Below are 17,725 nucleotides of genomic sequence, written 5' to 3'. Positions count from 1 at the left end.
TCGGCCCGAAGGACACACCATGACCGCACACCGCCCGTTCGAGCCACTGACGACAACGACTCCCGCCGATCCCGCCCGCCGCCGTCGGCTGGCGCAAGGCCTGGCGCTCGGCGTGGCCAGCGTCGCCGGCCCGGCGCTGGGCGCCATCGGCGGTCTGCCCACCAACGTGGGCCATGCCGACAGCTCGCCGCAGTGGGAAACGCTGCGCGAGCGCCTGTTCGGCACCCAGACGATCGCTTCCGGCGCGGCCAGCCAGGTCCAGCTGATCGTGCCGCTGCGGGCGGCCTACGGCGCCTCGGTGCCGGTGCGCATCGTCTCCAAGCTGGCCAACAGCGACGGCCGGCGTGTGCGCCGGATGACGCTGCTGGTCGACAAGAACCCGTCGCCGGTGGCCGCCACGCTGACGCTGGGCGAGGCGCTCGGTCCGGCGCACTTCGAGACCCGGCTGCGGGTCGACGAATACAGCCACATCCGCGTCATCCAGCAGCTCGACGACGGCTCGCTGCACATGGACTCGCGCTACGTGAAGGTCTCCGGCGGCTGCAGCGCACCGCCCAACCGCGAGTCGCCGCACCTGATCGGCAAGACCTTGCTGCGCCTGCCGGACGGCCTGACACGCGAGGCTGGCAACACCGCCGTCGACGTGACCGTGCTGCACCCCAACGACACCGGCTTCGAGCTCAACCAGGTGACGGTGATGTTCATCCCGCCACACTTCGTGCGCAGCATCCGGGTCCGGCTGGGCGAGCGGCCGGTGTTTGACGCCGACATGGACTTCTCGGTCAGCGAGAACCCGACCTGGCGCTTCCAGCTGGCCGTGCCAGCCCAAGGACAGGTCGGCCTGCTGAGCGCCGAGGTCGAGGACAGCAAGGAGCTGCGCACCCGCGGCGAGCTTGACCTCGACCGCGCCGGGGTGGCGTGATGCGCGCCCGACCGCAGCGCAGCCTGCGCGCCATCCTCGTCAGCACCTTGGCCGCCATGCTCGTGGCCATCGGCCTGCCAGCGCACGCCGCCTTGCCGGCGGCCTATGACGCCATCGTCGTCCAGCCGGTCCAGCAAGACGGCAACAAGCTCGAATTCGACCTGCGCCCGGCACTCGCCCAGGCGCGCGCCCAACGCAAGTCGCTCTACGTTTACCTGGGCGCCAGCGACTGCCCCTACTGCCGCCGCTACGAGGCCTTCCTGGCCACCAACACCAACGCGCTGCTGCCGCATTTCCGCGAGAAATACCTCCTGGTCGACCTGCGCAGCGCGCTGGACGTCACGGCCCCGCGCATGATCCTGCGCAGCGACCGCCACCGCCTGCCCTACGCCGACTTCCAGCGCGCCATCGGCGACCAGCGCGCCCGCCTGCTGGTCTACCCCAGCGTCTGGCTGCTCGACCCCGACGGCCAGCCCCTGATGCAGATGCCCGCCGGAGCGGGCACCTTCGAGACGGTGCCGGAGCAGCTGGAAATCCTGAGGTTGGAGAACTGAAGGGGCGTGGGCGGTCGGTGTTGGTGTTCAGCCGGGAGCCGAGTCATATGACGTCGTCATGTCACACCAAGGTCGCCACATGAGCATCACTGCGAGGATCTTCATGAGCGGGCGCAGCCAGGCCCTGCGCCTGCCGGCCAAGTTGCGGCTACAGGCCAAGGAGGTGCGGGTCGAACAGATCGGCACGGCGCTTTGGCTGCAGCCACAGGTGCCACCGGAGCAGGACATGGGCGCGTGGCTGTCAGGCTTCGAACTGCATCCCTGGCCGTTGGAGGCCACCCACCACTGCGCCAGCGTTCGCACGGCCCTGGAGCAAGCCGGTCGGCCGATTGGGGGCATGGACCTGATGATCGCGGCGCATGCCCTGGCCGAAGACAGCGTGCTGATCACCAACAACGCCCGCGAATTCCACCGAGTGCCCGGCCTGGCGGTGGAGGAATGGGCTCTGCCCTAGAGGCGCACCGCCCCGGCTACGCCACCACGATCCGCCAGCCGCGTGCCAGCGCGATCTCCTGCAGGCGCGCATCGGGCCGCACGGCCACCGGTTCGCGCACGGCTTCGAGCAGCGGCAGATCGCTGACCGAGTCGGAGTAGAAGACGCTGTGGCCGGCCTCGGCCAGCGACGGCGCGCCGATCTGGGTCAGCCAGCGTTCGACGTGGGTGATCTTGTGTTCGCGGTAGCAGGGCTCGCCAATGATCTGGGGTTCGATCCAGTCGGTGCCGTCGGCGTCGGTGCGCTGGCCGGCTTCGGTGCAGAGCAGGTGGCGCACGCCGAACAGGCGGGCCAGCGGTTCGGCGATCAGCCGGGTGGTCGCGGTGACGATGGCGCAGTGGTGGCCGGCCGCGATGTGGCTGCGCACCAGGGCGCGCATGGCCGGCGGGATGCGGCTGGCCATGTCGACCTCGAAGGCGCCCTGCCAGCGCCGCAATTCGGCCAGTGGGTGGTGCAGCAGCGGGGCCAGGTTGCTGGCGTGCATCTCGTGGATGTCCAGCGTGCCGGCGACGTACTGGCCGGCGTAGCCCAGGTAGCGCCGCTCGGCCTCGGCCGGCAGCAGGCCACGTCCGATCAGGAAGCGGGTCCAGGCCATGCCGCTGTCGAAGGGGATCAGCGTGTGGTCAAGGTCGAACAGGGCAAGCACAGGGCCCTGTGCAGGTGGATGCAGGCTCATGTCGGACCGCGCCGGGCGCGCTCTACAGCAGGTGCGGCGAGCTTAGCGGCCCGGCCCGGGCGCGCGCTCAGCTCCAGTCGTCCATGTCGTGCCGGATCGTGCTGCGGTTGGCAATCAGCTCGTCGATCGACGGCTCGTTGCGCAGCGCACGGCGGATCGCCAGCTTGGTGGCCTCGTAGTTGGTGCGGTACATGTCCTTCTTGTCGAGGTTCGGGTCCTTGGCGCAGCGCGGGTCGATCCAGACCAGGCTGATGATGCAGAGCTGGTCGACCAGGTCCTTGGGGATGACACCCTCGATGACGCAGTCCAGCACCGCGTCGGCCGTGGCGCTCTGGACCACGCCGCCGAACAGGTCGATGTTGGCGCTGTCCTTGAGCGTCACCTTGGGCACGGTGATGGTGGCCGGGCGGACCATCTGGTTGCAGGCGCGGATCGCGAACATCGCGGTGTGGCCCTTGCTCTGCGCCAGCATGTTGGCGAAGGCCTGGCCGACCGGGCCGTCGACGCGCCCGATCAGGATCTCGGGCATCGCGTCGGTGGCTTGGCCCTCGGCGGCCAGCACGGTCGCCTCGCCGGCGTGGAAGGTGTAGGGCGGCACGGCAGTGCTCATCGGGAAATCTCCAAGGTTCCAGGGGTTGGGGAAAGAAAAAGACAGGGCGCGCTCAGCCCGATGGCAGCAGCCATTCACCCCGGCCGTCGACGCCGATGTCGCCCAGCAGACGGGGCGGCGCGGGCAAGGACGGCAAGGCCGCCAGCCGGGCGGCGAGGGTGGACCAGCCAGGCGCGACATCGGCCGATGCGGCCACCTCGGCGCCGAGGCGGCGCAGGTCACGCGCCAGCAGCGCCCAGGCCACCGGCGCATCGGCCTGCGCGGCGACATAGCCGGTGGGCGGTGAGTCCTGCCAGCGCCCGGCCTGATCGGCATCGAGCCAGATCACGCTGCCCCGCCGCTGGCCCCAGCCGGCATGACGGCCGCGCAGCGCGCCGCCGATCACCAGCGTGCCGGCCACCAGGCGCGAGGCGGCGTGTTCACCGACATCGCCGGCGACGATCAGCGTGCCGCGCCGCATCCGGTCGGCCAGCCGCTCGCCCGCCGAGCCGCCGACCAGCAGCAGGCCGCCGCGCATGCCGTCGAGCTGGCCGGGCCGTGGCGAGCCACAGGCCGCGCCGACGTCGCCGTCGATGCGCAACAGGCCGCCGGCCAGCTCGCAGCCGGCCAGGTCGCGGGCACTGCCGAGCACACGCAGTTCACCGCCGCCCATGCCGCTGCCGACATGGTCGCCGGCATCGCCATGCACCATCAGCAGACCGCCGCCCATGCCCTCGCCGATGTGGTCACAGCGGGCCAGCGCGGCGGCGTCGCCGTGCAGGTGCAAGGTCGGCGCGTCGGCTTCGAAGGGCTCGATGCGGAACCAGTCGCCCAGGGCTTGCAAGCTGCGGCCATGACCGACGGGCAGGTGGGCGATCTCATCGGGCGACAAGGCCGCGAGCGCCATCGGCAGCACGCCGCGCAGGTCCAGCCGCAGGGCCGGCACGGCCTTCAAGTCCAGACGATGACCCTTCATGACCGAGCTTCCGCAGGTTCGCCGAGCAGCCGGCGCAGGTGGAAATGGAAGGGCCCGAGCTTGCCGCCGTAGTTGCCCGCCGAGATGCGCAGCAGGCCACCCGCCAGACCTGGCCCGATGCCGGGCGTGCTGGCCGCGAGCATGCCCACGCGCATGGCCTCGCCGACGGCCGACTCGGTCAGGCCGTCGATGACGATCTCCATCACGCAGCGCACGCCGGCATCGAGTTCGGTGTGGCGCACCAGGCCGACCAGGGTCGGGCAGAAGGCGTCGTTGGTCGAGGCCCCCAGCGCCGGGTATTTGCTGCCCACCTTGGAGCCCGAGCGCACCACGCCGCCCGGGAAGGGCATGACGACGCCGGGCACCGCACGCATCGCGGCGACGGCGCTTTCGGCCGCCGCCAGCGCGCTGTCGGTGTCGCGTGCCAGCAGCAGCAGGTTGCCGCCGCCAACGGCCTTGAGCATCGGCGTCGACTCCTGCGCGACGAACTCGCCGTCCATCACCGGCACGCGCCAGTAGCGCTCGCCGGCGATCACCTTGCCGCTCTGCCAGCCGTCGCCGAAGAAGCGCAGGTTGCGGCCCAGCGCGACACGCTCGGGCGTGGCTTCGGGCGGCAGGCCGGCGTAGATGGCGGTGGTCGGGCAGGTCAGCACGCACTGGCCAACGCGGCGCTCGATCTGCTTGCCCAGCTCCTTGCTGCTCATCGCAAACAGCAGCAGGGCGAGACCGGGCCGGCCGTCCGGGGTCTCGTCGGGGCTCAGCTCGCGTTCGATGCCGGCCTCGCAGCCGCAGGCGATCACCGAGGTCGCAAAGCCGGTCGCCGCCACCGCCGCGTGGCGGGCCCAGGTGAGGTTGTGGGCGGTCACGATCAGGCGGGTCGCCCGCATCGGGAAGGCTTCGGCGAACGAGGCATCGATGCGCACGCCGTGGAGCGCGCCGTCGACCAGCGTGGCTTCGTTCAACGGGGTCAGGCTGGGACTCATGCGCGGGCTCCCGCCAGGCAGGCCGTCGGCAGCAGCGTGCCGCCGTTGCAGCAGCTGCACAGCTCGTCGCGGCCGATCACGGCATGGTCGGGGTGGACGCTGCCGTGGCGGCGCAGGCGCTCGCGCATGACGCGGTCGAAGCTGCGGTCGTAGTCGGGCTCGACGAAGTGCGTGCCGCCCACCGGCACGGCCGTGATGCGGCCCTCGCGGGCCACCAGGCGGCCGTCCTTGTAGACCCGCTCGGGGGTGGTGAACATGCGCTCGCGGTCGGCGTGCTCGCGGTAGATCGCCAGGTCGGCCGCCGCACCCACGCCCAGCTGGCCGCGGTCGTGCAGCCCCAGCAGGCGGGCGGGCGCGGCGCGGGTCATGACGGCGATCTCCTGCAGCGTCAGCTCGCGCGTGATGTCCTTGAGCGCGCTCTGCGCGGCCACGTCCGGATGCAGCTTGGCGAGCTGTTCGAGGCGGAAGGACCGGTCCATCAGCAAGCGGATCAGGTGCGGGTAGCTGGTGAAGGGGCCGCCGTTGGGATGGTCGGTCGTCAGCACCACCTGCCAGGGGTTGCGCACCAGCAGGAACAGCTCCAGCCCGATGGCCCACTGCAGCGCGTTGACATAGCTCTGCTCGCGGTAGCGGAAGGGCACGACGCCGCAGCCGGCGTCGCATTCGATGTCCGAGCCGATCCATTTGCGTGGGCTGGCCAGACCGGCGTTGGCGTGCTGGCGCATGGTGTCGCCCGATGCGGTGACGGTCTGGCCGAACATGATCTGGCCGACGTCGATGCTGATTTCCGGGTGGGCGTTGACCGCCTCGGCCAGTTGCAGCGCGGCCGACGAGAACTTGCGCGGACCTTCGTTGCCGTAGGCATGGAACTGGACATGGGTCAGGTGCGCCGGCAGGCCTTCGAGCGCGTCGATGATGGCCAGCGTCGAGCCGATGTTGCCGGCCACGCCCAGGTTGCTGCCATGGATGTGCAGCGGGTGCGGCACCCCCAGCGTGTGCAGGCCCTGCGCCAGCGCATGCACGACCTGGCGCGGGGTGACGCCCCAGTGGGTGTGGCCCTCGTCGACATCGAGCTTGCGCTGGTTGAACTTGAAGGCCGAGATGCCCGCCGGGTTGACGACCTTCACGCCCATGGCCTTGGTGGCGTGCAGGGTCCAGCCGATCAGGTCGCGCAGCTCGTCCGGGTGGGCGCCTTCGGCGAGCCGCTGCAGGAACAGCTCGTCATTGCCCAGCATCACGTAGGCGCCGTGGTCGAGGATGGGTGTGTCGCCCATCTCCATGTGGGCGTGGCGCGCATTGGCCGCCACCATGGCCGGCTCGAAGGCCGCCGTGTAGCCCATCTGGACGTAGCGGTAGCCGGTGGCCAGCGTGCCCGGCGTGACATGGCCGCACGCGTCCAGCTCCAGCGGGTTGTCGCTGCGCGCGCAGGGTTGACCACGCGCGTCTCGGTGGTCCTCGGGCAGCAGCAGCCGCGCCAGGTTGACCTTGCCGCCGCCGATGTGGGTGTGCAGGTCGATGCCGCCGGCCATGGCGATGCAGCCGCTGGCGTCGATCGTCTCGCCGGCCGGCTCACCGGGCTGAGGGGTCACGCAGCGGCCGTCGCGGATGGCGAGGTCGCGCACCTCGCCGTCCAGCCCATGCACCGGGTCGTGCACGCGGACGTTGCGGATCAGGGTCTGCAGCGGTGTCGTGGCGCCGTTCATCGGGCGTGCTCCAGCAAGGCCAGCAGGTCGCCGACGACCCGCGCCACCGACGGCAGGCCGGCGAGCCCGATCGGCGCGGTCGGTGACGGGTGCAAGGGCATCAGCACGACGGTGTCGGTGCGGAACAGGTGGCCGCCGTGCTGGACGCCCGGGCTGGCCACCGGGATGACGATGGCGGCCGCTTCATCACCGCAGGCACCGGGCGTCGCGGCGACGTCGGCCGAGACCAGCAGCAGGCGCGGCAAGACTGTGTCTGGCGCGGGCATGGCCGGGAAGGCACCGGTCCAGACCAGCGCATCGACGCTGCCGTCGTCCAGCAAGCGACCCAGCCCGTAGCGCAGCGGGTCATGTTCAAGGCCACGCGGCCCGACCCGGCTGCGCAGCGGAAGGCCGCTGAGCCAGGCGTGGACCTGTTGCGCCGTCAACATGCCCTGCGCCCCGCCGATCGGCAGCGCGGCGGCGCGGGTCGTCGCGTTCAGGCGGGCGATGACCTGCTGCAGGCGCTCGATCACCAGCGCCGCATGGGGCCCGAGCCGGCCGGGCTCCCAGACCAGCACCGCATAGGGCGAGGCCAGCAGCTCGCCGGCCAGCGTCGCCAGCATCGGATCGGCACCGGGGCGGCGGTCGATGGCGAGCTTGAGCGACAGGGCCAGATCGGCCAGATCGGCCAGATCGGCCAGATTGGCGGGATGGGCTGGCTGGGCGTCTGGCACGGCAAAGACCCGCCGTTCGACCGGCACACAAAAGCCGTCGCCCGCGACCTCAGCGGGCACCGCGTCGTCGCCACCCGCCAGTCCCAGGTGGACCAGCCGGGGCGGCCGGTCGGCGCGGCCTTGCAAGGCACGTTCGAGCAGGCGCGGCGCACGATCGGGTGCCCAGCTGCCGATGAAGACGATCAGCTCGGCGCGCTCGCGCAGCTCGGCCAGCGTGGTGGTGTAGCCGCCACGGTCCTGAAGCGCTCGCAGGGCCTCGCTCTGGGCATCGCTGGCGGCGGCGTCCGGGCCGGCATCGCTGATGGCGCCGCTCGCACAGGCCAGCCGGTAGAGCGCGCGGGCGCCGGCCACGTCGGTGCCCCAGCCGGCGATCAGCGGCTGGCCTGCGTCGCGCAACAGCGTGGTCGCGGCCGCCAGCGCCTCGGCCAGCGTCACCGGCTGGCCGGCGACGCGTGGCGTGGCGGCCTCGGGCCGGTCGGCCACCGCATCGAGCAGCGCCAGCCGCTGGCGCGACACCGCGCAGGTCGGGCCGTCGTCGCACAGCAGCGGACAGAAGGGACAGGTCCAGGTTGAAACTGATGCGTCGACGAAACCGTCGCTCGGCAGAATTTGACTCATGTGCTGGCTCATCTACGGGCTTTCAGGCGTCGCCCACCGGAACCCCGGGTCGGGAGGCAAAGCCCATGCCACCACGCACAGGTCGTCCAGACGCGTGTTTGTCGCCCCCTTCGCGCACCCTTCGTGCACCCTTTGCGTCCCTACGGAGACAGGCTGTCCCCAGCGACAGCCCCGCCAGCCCGGCGCCACGCAACACTGTGTGCCGTCGCCGCAGCAGCCAAGGCCGGCAGAACCACCCGCCGGCGGGTGGCACGGTTCCTGTTTGTCGCGTCCTCATGCTGATGTCAACCTGCGCTGACCTGCCCGTCACCCGTCGACGCCGACGCGGCCGCGCTGCGCAGGCGACCCGCGTGCAGGGCGCTGGCCACCAGCCAGCCGGACGCACCGGCCCGGCCCGCCGCCTGCAGATCGGCGTCATTGCGCACGCCGCCAGCCCCGATCAACACGGTGCCGGCCGCCGCCCGGGCCGCCACCTCGGCCAGCGTGTCGAGGTCCGGCCCGGCATCGGCGCCGACCCGCTCCAGCGTCATCACGATGACCCGCGCCGGCCACTGCGCCGGGCGGTCCCAGCAGCCGGCCGGATCGAGCCGCCGGCCGTCGCGGCGGTCCAGCGACAGCAGGGTGCGCGCGCCGATCGTGTCCCCGCCCGGGCCGACCTGGTCGCTCAGCACACCCTGGTCGCCCAGGCCATCCAGCGCATGTGGCCGCAAGGCCTCGCTGGCCAGCACCGGGTCGACCGCCACGGCCAGCTCAGGGCCCAGCGCGGCGAGCGTGGCGCGCATCGCCCCGACATCGCACCAACCGCCGTCCAGCCACAGCCTGGCGTTCGGGCGCTCGCGGCGCAGCGCGCGCAGCAGGCCTGCCAGCGCATCGACCTGGACCGTGCCGCCCATCAGGGCATCGAGGTCGGCGACGTAGAGCACGTTGCTGTCTGCCGCCCGCAGCAAGGCCGGACCGACCTGCTCGGGCGCGGCGCCCTCGCACAGCGGCGTGCGGATCGGCCGGTAGTTCGCCCGCTCGCCCCGCACGGCATGCACAACCTGGCCGCCCAGCAGGTCCAGAACAGGGATCAGCTCACAGCGCATCGGTCGGGTCCTCGGCAGGTTCGGGGGGGCGAAGGATGAGCCGTCGCGCCGCCCGGATTCTGGTTCACGAACACGTCACCGCCGGTGGCCTGCACGGCTGGGCGCCGGCCGCCACCGAGGCCGAGTTGTGGCCCATGGGCGCGGCGATGCGCGAGGCTGTCGCCGCCGACCTGCTGGCCCTGCCGGCCGATCGGGTGGCCGCCGTCACCGTGATCGACGCGCGGGCAGACGCCACCGAGCCGGACGGACCGGCGCGCCGCCAGACCGTGCGGCCGCGAGCCGGCGAATCGGCGCTGGACGCCCTGGCGCGGCTGGCCAGATCGCACGACCACGTCTGGGCGATCGCGCCCGAGACCGACGGCCTGATGCAGGCCTGCCTCGAACGGGTCGGCCCGGCCCGCTGGCTGGGCAGCGACGCCCGCACGCTGCGCTTGAGCGCCAGCAAGACCCGCACGCTCGCCGCCCTGGCCGAAGCCGGTGCCCGCACGCCCTTCGATCCGGCACTGGCTCGCTCGGTGAGCCACTGGGTCGTCAAGCCGGACGACGGCGCTGGCGCGACCGACACCCGCCGCCACAAGGACCTGGTGGCCGCGCAGGCCGATGCCGCCGGGCGCAGCGGTCCGGTCACGCTGCAACCGTGGATCGACGGCGAGCCGCTGAGCCTGACGCTGCTGGGCCATGCCGAGCAACTGGAAGCGCTCAGCCTGAACCGCCAGCACATCGTGGTCGATGACGCCGGCGAGGTGCGCTTCGACGGCGTCACGGCCGTCGCCCGGCCGGGCGACGGCGATGCGCGCTGGCCCGCCTTGCTGGCCCTGGTCGAGCAGTTGCACAGGGCCGCGCCAGGGCTGCGCGGACTGGTCGGGCTGGACCTGGTCTGGCACCCGCAGGCCGGTCCGGTGGCGATCGAGCTGAACGCGCGCACCTCCTGCGCCTACATCGGCCTGTCGCACTGGCTGGGGCGCTCGCTGGCGGACGAGGTTCTGGGTCTGAGGATGGGTCAGTCAACGGAGAACACCCATGGTTGATCGGCGTCACGTCTTCGGCTGGGACATTGGCGGCGCCCACGTCAAGGCCTGCCGCTGGTCCGATGGCGCGCTGGAGGACGTCGCCCAGTGGCCCTGCCCGCTCTGGCAGGGCGAACACCACCTCGACCGCGTGCTGGACCTGGCCATCCAACGCTGGGGCGACGGCCTGGCCGCGCACCATGCCGTGACGATGACCGGCGAGATGGTCGACCTCTATGCCGACCGGGCCGACGGCGTGCAGCGCATCGCCGCCCGTCTGGCGGCCGCCCTGCCCGGCCCGGTGGCGCTGTACGCGCGGGGCTGGGACAACGGGGATGACGGGGACGACGGGGGCGACGGTGCGCACTGGGTCGCCGCGCACGAGGCCGCCTTGCACTGGCCGCGCATCGCCTCGGCCAACTGGCGCGCCACGGCCTGGCATGCGGCTCAGGCCTTGCGACGCGGCTGGGGCCGCGAGGCCGAAGGCCTGCTGGTCGACATCGGCAGCACCACCACCGACCTCATCGCGCTGGCCGATGGCCGGCCCCAGGGCCGCAGCCTGAGCGACCGCGACCGGCTGGCGACCGGTGAGCTGGTCTACCACGGTGTCGTCCGCACGCCGCTGTGCGCGCTGGCCCCGCGCATCACCTTCCAGGGCCAGACCCTCAACGTGATGCACGAGTTCTTCGCCACCACCGCCGACGTCTACCGGCTGACCGGCGAACTCGACCCTGCGCACGACCAGCAGCCCAGCGCCGACGGCGCCGCCAAGACGGTGCCGGCCAGCCGCGCCCGCCTGGCCCGCATGATCGGCTGCGACGTGCGCGACGGCAGCGACGCCGACTGGCTGGACCTCGCCCTGGCCTGGCGCGAGGCCCAGGTGCGCGAGATCGCCGGCCAGGCCCTGCGGGTCGGTCGTGCGCACAACCTGGACCTGGCGGCCATGGTCGTGGTGGCCGCCGGTTGTGGCGCCTTCCTCTTGCCCGACGTGCTGACGCGTCTGCGTGATCTGGCGCAGCGTCCGGGCGCCCCGCCACGCCTGCTCGACTACGGCCGCGACATCGCCTGCCCGGCCGATCCGGAAGGCAGCCACGGGCTGATCGACATCACCGCCGCACCGCGCGCGCACGACGCCCATGCGGCCTGGGCGCGGGTCTGCGCGCCCTGCGTCGCGGTGGCTGCGCTGTGGGACCAGCGCACCTGCGTGGGAGGCCGCTGATGTGGGTGGTCAAGATCGGGGGCAGCCTGTGCGGCGACCCGCTGCTGCCCGCCTGGTTGACGCTGCTGGGCCAGCTCGGCGGTGGCCGCATCGCGCTGGTCTGCGGCGGTGGCACGCTGGCCGATGAGGTCCGCCAGCTGCAGGAACGCTGGGACACCGACGACCTCAGCGCCCACAACATGGCGGTGCTGACCATGGTCCAGAACGCCTACCTGCTCAACAGCCTGAACCCGGCCCTGCGCCTGGTCAGCCGCGAGGCCGACATCACCCCGACCTTGCGCCGTGGCGGCGTCGCCCTGTGGCAGCCGCTGGAGCTGCTGCGCCACCAGCCCGATCCGCTGACCAACTGGCGGCACACCTCCGACAGCATCGCGCTGGCCCTGGCGCGGCGCCTGAACGCCGAACGCCTGGTGCTGGTCAAGAGCTGCACCATCGACGCCAGCCTCGATGTCGACCAGCTGGTCCAGGCCGCCGTGCTCGACGACGGCTTCGGCCCTCTGGCCCGCCAGGCCGGCCTGCCCATCGACATCCTCAGCCGCGACCAGGGCGAAGGCCTGCGCGAACTGCTGCTGTTCGGGCAGCGCACGGCGGGCGCGGATCACGGCTGAACGCCGGTCTCCTTCACCCCAGCGCGACCAGCAAGGCCGCCAGCCTGCCCGCATCCAGCCCCAGCCGCCGATCGCCGGCACAGACCGCCGAGCGGAAGCCGGCGTAGTCGGGCGACAGGGCACGCAAGGCGGGGATGTCGGCCGGCATCAGCGCGCCGGCCAGGCCGACCCGCATGCCGGGGCCGCGCAAGGCCTCGACCCACGCCGCCAGTTCGGCCGCCGGGCGGCGCTGCAGCAACGAGCCACCGCGCTTGTCGGCGGTGTCGAGCATCACGGCCGCAAAGCCGCCGCGCCGCACCGCCGCGATGCAGGCCGATGCGATGCCGTCGTCGGCGATCAGGACCGGAACGATCGCGATGCCGGTGGACCTCGCATGCGCGGCCAGCGCGTCGATCAGCGCGACGGCGGCATCGACGTCGTGCATCGATGTGCCGACCTTGACCTGGTCGACGCCGCAGGCCGCGACACGGTCAACCCGGCGCAGGATCGCCGCGCGGGCCGCTGCCGGCCAGTCGCCGACCGTCGCGCTGATGGAGATGGCATTGACAGACATGTCGCCCGCCCAGCCCCGCAAGGCCGCGACGATGGCCGCGATCACCGGCAGCGGCAAGCCGCCGAGGGCGCCGTCGGACGGGTCCTTCAGGTCGATGGTGTCGACGCCGGCCGCCGCCGCCTGCAGGGCCTCGGCGACGTCGCGCACGCTGACCAGCGCATGCAGGCGGGTGGCCAGCGGCAGCGGGTCGATGGCCGCAAGCCCCGTGTTCATCGGCCCTCCGGCGCAGCAGCCTCGGTCGGCGTCAAGGTCTGCCGATGGCGCTCGACGGCCTCCAGCAACCAGCCCCAGGCCTCGTGTTCACAGGCGCTGGCGGTCTTGTCGATGGCGACCTGCAGCGGCGCCAGTTCCCGCTCGATGCGCGCGAGCGGCAGCAGCTTCAGCCGGCTGATCAGCACCGCCCCTTCGATGACGGCCGCCTGGGCGCGGTTGAAGCCGAGGAAGGGCGCGTGCTCGACCTGCTCGGTCACGCGCAGCGTCAGCACCGGTCGCTGAACGTCGTCATGGTCATCGACCAGTTCGAGCGCCAGATGGCGCAGACCGCAGGCCAGGCGCAGGCCGTCGTTGGCGGGCACAGGCTCGCAAGCCCAGTCGCGCCGGCCGGTGACGCAGCCGGCGAAGACCCGCGTGTCGGTGACGACGTTGAGCACCGCGCCACGTCGGGCGCGGATGTTGTCCAGCGTGGTCGAGGGCTTGAAGGGCATGACGACGACCTGGTCGACGCCCGCCTCGCGGCGGTAGCGCACGCCCATCGGCGCGATGTGCAGCGCACCCAGCGCCGAGCGGGTGGTCAGCACGACCTCGTAGATGACGTCGTTGGCGGGGCTGGGGCTCATGGCGATGTCGCGGGTCTTGAGGGTGTCGATGCGGGCGAGCCGGTCGCCGCAGCGGCAGACACGGCCTGAGCGGGTCCGCAGGCGGCGGCGTTGTCCTGGGTCAGCCCGGAAACATCGTCAGGCGTGTCGGCCGCCACGCCCCAGCGCAGCGGCTGGTCCTGCACATAGCGCTTGCCGAGCTGCCAGGCGATCTGCGCGCGGGCCAGTTCGACGCCCATGTAGAACGCATGGCCGGCATCGCCCTGCAGGCCCAGCTGCGGCCACAGCGTGTACGGGTCCTGAGCCAGGCGCAGGCCGTCGCGGTTGTAGACGTGCAGGCCGCGTTCGGAGACCTGGATGCGGAAGTTCGGATCGCGCACCTGGACGGCGGTGGCGGCGATCTCGTCGGGCGTGTCGGGCCAGGGCTGCTTGGAATGGGTCGTCAGCAGCGCATCGCCCAGGCCCTTGGGCAAGGTGCGCAGGGTCTGAGCCACATGCATGACACGCCGGGCGACGTCGGCCTCGCGCACGGCGCGGCGGGCGTGGGCGCTGACTTGCGTGGTCAGGATGGCGGCCACATCCAGCTCGGCGCAGATGCCCAGCAGCAGCGCGTGGATGCCGCTGGTGTCGGCCTCGGTCAGCTCGGTCAGGTTGCCCACGCCCATCAGGATGGGCGCCTCGGGAAAGCGGTCGCGCAGGCGCTGGTAGCGCACGATGGAGCGGGTCAGGCCGAAGGGAATCGGGTCGAGGATGGCGTCGGCCAGGAAGGCCCGGCCGCGGCGCTGCAAGGCCTCGATGCTGCTGGCCAGGCCTTCCTCGTCGGCCGGCTCGCGGCCGATCAGCACCGGGGTGGACGGCACCTCGTCGGCGATCCACAGCAGGGACGGCGGCAGGCTCAGCAGGTAGTCGGCGCCGGCCCGGCCGCCGCGTAGCAGTTCTTCGGGCTGGAGCGAGTCCACGCTGACCTGGAAACCGGCGTCCTTCAAGGCGCGCACGCTGTCGTCGAGCTGCGGGTAGGCCGTGCCCGGCAGGCAGCCCAGGTCGATGACGTCGGCGCCCTCGGCCCGCAAGGCGGCAGCGCGTGCGAGCGTGGCCTCGACGGTCAGCTGCGGCGCGTCGACGATCTCCGCAAAGATGCGGGTGCGCCAGCGGCTCAGGTCGACCGCACGGGCGGCCAGCTTGAAGTGCTGCGGCAGGTCCTTGAGCTCCTCCGGGCCGCGCTCGACCGGCAGGCCGTAGTGGGCGCTCAGTTCGCTCAGGTCGCCCCGGCAACGGCCCGGCACGATGAGCTTGGTGGCAGCCAGCGGGCGCGGCACACGTCGCTGGATCAGCGTGGGCGTCATCAGCGCAGCGACCTGCACGCCGATCTCGCGGACCTCCCAGCTGAAGGGCAGCGCGCCGCCCTCGGCCATGTCGCCGAGCACGCGCCGCAGCGCCGGTTCGGCCAGACGGCCGGTCAGGAAGACGAGGTGATCCACGACAGCGACAGTTCATGCAGGCGCAGCGTCAGCGCCTGTTCCAGCTCGTCGACCGAGGCGACGACGCGGGCGTGGTCGATGGCGCGCAGACGCTCGACGTTGTCCAGCTCGATGCGGCGCGGTCGCAGCGTCACCCAGCCATGCGGTGCCTGCGTGACGACCACCGGCTCGGTGTCGCACGCGAACACGATGCCCGGGATGCCCAGCTTGCCGGCCTGCGCAAACATGTTGGTCGGCAGCGTGTCGCTGAAGCCGTAGGCGCACTTGGCCACCGTGTTGCTGGTGGCCGGCGCGACGATCACCGTGTGATACACGTCGGTGTAGAGCCGCCCGACCGGCACCGAACTGGCGGTCTTGTCACGCAGCACGCGAAAGCGCTGGCGCAGCGATTCGAGGGTGATCTCGTAGATGCCCAGCACCTCCTCGCCAGCGGCCGACAGGAACAGGTCGACCTGCGGCAGGCGGGCCGCGAGTTCGAGCGATTCATGCAGGCCGTGGCCCGAGCCGGTCAGGCACCAGGCGAAACGGGACCGGACCGGGCCCAGCGTGGACCCGTCGTCGTCATCGCCCGGCAGGCGGGCTGCAGGGGGCGAGACGGGCGTGGGCTCACTCGGGGTGGGAGAGCCGGATGTGCAACTTGTGCAGTCGTCGGTACAGGGTGTTGCGGCTGACATCGAAGGCCTTGGCCACGCTGCTGACGTTCCAGCGGTGCTGTTCGAGCATCTTGAGCAGCATTTGCCGCTCGTTGGCTTGGATCGGGTTGAGCTTCTGGACCGCCTCGTCGTCGGCGGCCTCGTCGATGGGCGAGACAGGCAAGTTCGATGCCGGCTCATCGACGGGCAGGTCGCGTGGCGCGTCGGCCATCGGCAAGGTGACCATCGGACTGCCCGCCTCGATCGAGGCGCGTTGCAGCGCCAGCGGCAGGTGCTCCAGGCGCACCGGCGCGCCGTCGGCCAGCGCGCAGGCCGAGCGCAGCGCGTGGCGCAGCTGGCGCACGTTGCCGGGCCAGGCATAGGCCATCAACAGGTGATCGGCCTCGCTGGACAGGCGGGCATCGCCGCCGCCTTCGGCCTGCAGCAGGCTGCGGATCAGCTCGGCGCGGTCGCTGCGCTCGCGCAAGGCGGGCAGGCGCACTTCGACACCGGCGAGGCGGTAGTACAGGTCTTCGCGGAAGCGGCCGGCCTCGACCAGCTCCATCAGGTTGCGGTGGCTGGCACTGAGCAGCTGGAAGTCGACCGAGACGGTCTCCTCGGAGCCCAGCGGCGTGACCTGCCGCTCTTCCAGCACGCGCAGCAGCCGGGCCTGCAGTTCGAGCGGCATGTCGCCGATCTCGTCGAGGAAGAGCGTGCCGCCGTCGGCCTGCAGGATCTTGCCGCGCCGGCCATTGCGCTGTGCGCCGGTGAAGGCGCCGGCCCGATAGCCGAACAGCTCGGACTCGATCAGGCTCTCGGGCAGGCTGGCGCAGTTGACGGCCACAAAGGCCCCGCTGCTGCGCGGGCTGCCCTCGTGCACGGCACGGGCAAAGACCTCCTTGCCCGAACCCGTCTCGCCGCACAGCAGCACCGGCGTCTGGCGGGCGATGACGCGCCGGGCGACGTCGAGCTGACGGGCCAGCGTCGGATCGGTCAGGGTCGGCCCGACCGGCGCGGCCGGCTGGGTCAGCGGACGCGGCAGCGGCGTGCGGGTGGGCGTCAAGACACGGCCGGGCATGGCGGCCTGGCCGGCGAGCGCGCCGACCTGCAGCGCACTGGCCTCCACCGCCGGGCGCCGCATGACCGCAAAGAAGCGGTGCGAGGCGTGGGCACGGTAGGTCACGACCGGGTGGAAGGACGACAGCGTGCTGCGATGCAGCAGGTCTTCCTGCGAGGTCTGGAAGATGTCCTCGATGCGGCGCGAGCGGATGTCGGCCACCGACTGCAGGCCGAGCTGGAACAGCGCGCTGCGGTTGGCCGCCAGGATGTGGCCGTCATCGGAGACCGCCAGCCGGCCTTCATGCAGCGTGTAGACGAACTCCGGCCGGCTGTGGAAGTGGACCGGGTGGGCATGGCGGAAGCACTGGTCGATCAGGCGGTTCTCGATCATGCGGGCCGTCATGCCCAGCAGCACCAGCAGGTGCTGCTGCATCAGCGAGGAGCGGCTGGAGACGTCGAGCACCGCGGCCATTTCGCCAGCGGGGTTGTAGACCGGCACGGCCGAGCAGGTCAGGCCGGTGTACTGGGTGTAGAAGTGGTCCTCGCGTCGCACCGCGACCGGCGCGGCCGCCGCCAGGCAGGTGCCCATGCCATTGGTGCCGGCCTCGGTCTCGCTCCAGAACACGCCCGGGCGCAGGCCCAGCGGCGCGACCTCTTCGGCGAACTCCGGCGAGGCGACCATGTGCAGGATGACGCCGTCGGTGTCGGTCAACACGACTGCCGCCTCCTGGTCCGCGAGCTGCTGGAACAGCGTGGCCATTTCGTGGCGGGCGCAGTCGACCAGGGTGGCCATGCGACCGAGCCGCTCGTGCAGCGCCGGGGCTTCCAGCGCCCGCAGCTCGCGCGGGCGGTCCGGATGCAGCAGGTACTCGTCAAGGCAACGCCGCCAGGACCGTGCGACGACGTCGTTGTTCTCCTCGCCGAAGCCGCTGCGAACGACGTCAAAGACACGCTCGGCGTGTCGGCCAGTGTTGAGAACGGTGATGGCCATCGGGGACTCCTGCGGCCCTGGATGGCCGCGTTGATGCAGGGTCTTCCCAGG

The 17,725-nt window shown here is 72.0% G+C and carries 18 protein-coding genes; 6 read left to right on the top strand and 12 right to left on the bottom strand.

The features are described 5' to 3' along the window. Window positions 1-19 precede the first annotated feature (19 nt). From EV685_RS16890 to EV685_RS16880, 3 genes are all read left to right on the top strand, one after another. Complete coding sequence (locus EV685_RS16890) at window positions 20-922, top strand: quinoprotein dehydrogenase-associated SoxYZ-like carrier (RefSeq protein WP_130483204.1); 903 nt, start codon at window positions 20-22, stop codon at window positions 920-922. Then, a complete protein-coding gene (locus tag EV685_RS16885; protein ID WP_130483203.1) occupies window positions 922-1,476 on the top strand; it encodes a thioredoxin family protein in 555 nt (184 codons plus the stop codon). Before EV685_RS16890 ends, EV685_RS16885 begins: the two co-directional genes overlap by 1 nt. Before the next feature lie 79 nt (window positions 1,477-1,555). Beyond that, on the top strand, window positions 1,556-1,930 hold the full coding sequence (locus EV685_RS16880; protein WP_130483202.1) for a PIN domain-containing protein: 375 nt from the start codon (window positions 1,556-1,558) through the stop codon (window positions 1,928-1,930). A gap of 16 nt (window positions 1,931-1,946) precedes the next feature. On the opposite strand, the gene EV685_RS16875 is transcribed toward EV685_RS16880, so the two are convergent. From EV685_RS16875 to EV685_RS16845, 7 genes are all read right to left on the bottom strand, one after another. Continuing rightward, complete coding sequence (locus EV685_RS16875; protein ID WP_130483201.1) at window positions 1,947-2,645, bottom strand: HAD family hydrolase; 699 nt, start codon at window positions 2,643-2,645, stop codon at window positions 1,947-1,949. A gap of 67 nt (window positions 2,646-2,712) precedes the next feature. Next, window positions 2,713-3,255 (bottom strand): formaldehyde-activating enzyme, encoded by a 543-nt coding sequence (gene fae / locus EV685_RS16870; protein WP_130483200.1) that lies wholly within the window; start codon window positions 3,253-3,255, stop codon window positions 2,713-2,715. 52 nt (window positions 3,256-3,307) lie between these two features. Further along, entirely contained in the window at window positions 3,308-4,210 is a 903-nt protein-coding gene (locus EV685_RS16865) for a formylmethanofuran dehydrogenase subunit C (RefSeq protein WP_130483199.1), read from the bottom strand. Then, window positions 4,207-5,193, bottom strand: a complete 987-nt coding sequence (fhcD, locus tag EV685_RS16860) for a formylmethanofuran--tetrahydromethanopterin N-formyltransferase (protein ID WP_130483198.1) — start codon at window positions 5,191-5,193, stop codon at window positions 4,207-4,209. Before fhcD ends, EV685_RS16865 begins: the two co-directional genes overlap by 4 nt. Next, window positions 5,190-6,896, bottom strand: a complete 1,707-nt coding sequence (locus EV685_RS16855) for a formylmethanofuran dehydrogenase subunit A (RefSeq protein ID WP_207224854.1) — start codon at window positions 6,894-6,896, stop codon at window positions 5,190-5,192. Before EV685_RS16855 ends, fhcD begins: the two co-directional genes overlap by 4 nt. Continuing rightward, on the bottom strand, window positions 6,893-8,227 hold the full coding sequence (locus tag EV685_RS16850; RefSeq protein ID WP_130483197.1) for a molybdopterin-binding domain-containing protein: 1,335 nt from the start codon (window positions 8,225-8,227) through the stop codon (window positions 6,893-6,895). Before EV685_RS16850 ends, EV685_RS16855 begins: the two co-directional genes overlap by 4 nt. Window positions 8,228-8,511: 284 nt before the next feature. Continuing rightward, complete coding sequence (locus EV685_RS16845) at window positions 8,512-9,312, bottom strand: HisA/HisF-related TIM barrel protein (RefSeq protein WP_130483196.1); 801 nt, start codon at window positions 9,310-9,312, stop codon at window positions 8,512-8,514. A gap of 35 nt (window positions 9,313-9,347) precedes the next feature. Here EV685_RS16845 and EV685_RS16840 point away from each other — a divergent pair, with 35 nt between their 5' ends. The 3 genes from EV685_RS16840 to EV685_RS16830 are packed head-to-tail and all read left to right on the top strand — an operon-like array spanning window position 9,348 to window position 12,146. After that, window positions 9,348-10,340: an ATP-grasp domain-containing protein gene (locus EV685_RS16840; RefSeq protein WP_130483195.1), complete on the top strand. Its 993-nt coding sequence runs from the start codon at window positions 9,348-9,350 to the stop codon at window positions 10,338-10,340. Continuing rightward, complete coding sequence (locus tag EV685_RS16835) at window positions 10,333-11,538, top strand: hydantoinase/oxoprolinase family protein (protein ID WP_130483194.1); 1,206 nt, start codon at window positions 10,333-10,335, stop codon at window positions 11,536-11,538. The genes EV685_RS16840 and EV685_RS16835 overlap by 8 nt, the downstream gene beginning before the upstream one ends. Continuing rightward, window positions 11,538-12,146, top strand: coding sequence for an amino acid kinase family protein (locus EV685_RS16830; protein WP_130483193.1), 609 nt, complete (start codon window positions 11,538-11,540; stop codon window positions 12,144-12,146). Before EV685_RS16835 ends, EV685_RS16830 begins: the two co-directional genes overlap by 1 nt. 13 nt (window positions 12,147-12,159) lie before the next feature. Here EV685_RS16830 and EV685_RS16825 read toward each other — a convergent pair whose 3' ends face one another. From EV685_RS16825 to EV685_RS16805, 5 genes are read right to left on the bottom strand one after another with little or no spacing between them, the layout of a single operon-like run. After that, the gene (locus tag EV685_RS16825) at window positions 12,160-12,912 is read right to left on the bottom strand and encodes a (5-formylfuran-3-yl)methyl phosphate synthase (protein ID WP_130483192.1); all 753 of its coding nucleotides are present in this window, start codon (window positions 12,910-12,912) and stop codon (window positions 12,160-12,162) included. Then, window positions 12,909-13,535, bottom strand: coding sequence for a DUF447 domain-containing protein (locus EV685_RS16820; protein WP_130483191.1), 627 nt, complete (start codon window positions 13,533-13,535; stop codon window positions 12,909-12,911). The genes EV685_RS16825 and EV685_RS16820 overlap by 4 nt, the downstream gene beginning before the upstream one ends. Continuing rightward, entirely contained in the window at window positions 13,532-14,992 is a 1,461-nt protein-coding gene (locus EV685_RS16815; RefSeq protein WP_130483190.1) for a DUF6513 domain-containing protein, read from the bottom strand. The genes EV685_RS16820 and EV685_RS16815 overlap by 4 nt, the downstream gene beginning before the upstream one ends. Further along, entirely contained in the window at window positions 14,971-15,666 is a 696-nt protein-coding gene (locus EV685_RS16810) for a flavoprotein (RefSeq protein WP_130483189.1), read from the bottom strand. Before EV685_RS16810 ends, EV685_RS16815 begins: the two co-directional genes overlap by 22 nt. Next, on the bottom strand, window positions 15,599-17,674 hold the full coding sequence (locus EV685_RS16805; RefSeq protein ID WP_130483188.1) for a sigma-54-dependent Fis family transcriptional regulator: 2,076 nt from the start codon (window positions 17,672-17,674) through the stop codon (window positions 15,599-15,601). Before EV685_RS16805 ends, EV685_RS16810 begins: the two co-directional genes overlap by 68 nt. Between the last annotated feature and the right edge of the window lie 51 nt (window positions 17,675-17,725).

Origin of the sequence: Sphaerotilus mobilis, from assembly GCF_004216565.1 — a bacterium.
Classification (GTDB): Bacteria; Pseudomonadota; Gammaproteobacteria; order Burkholderiales; family Burkholderiaceae_C; genus Sphaerotilus; species Sphaerotilus mobilis.
This window is presented reverse-complemented; position numbering and strand designations above follow the sequence as displayed.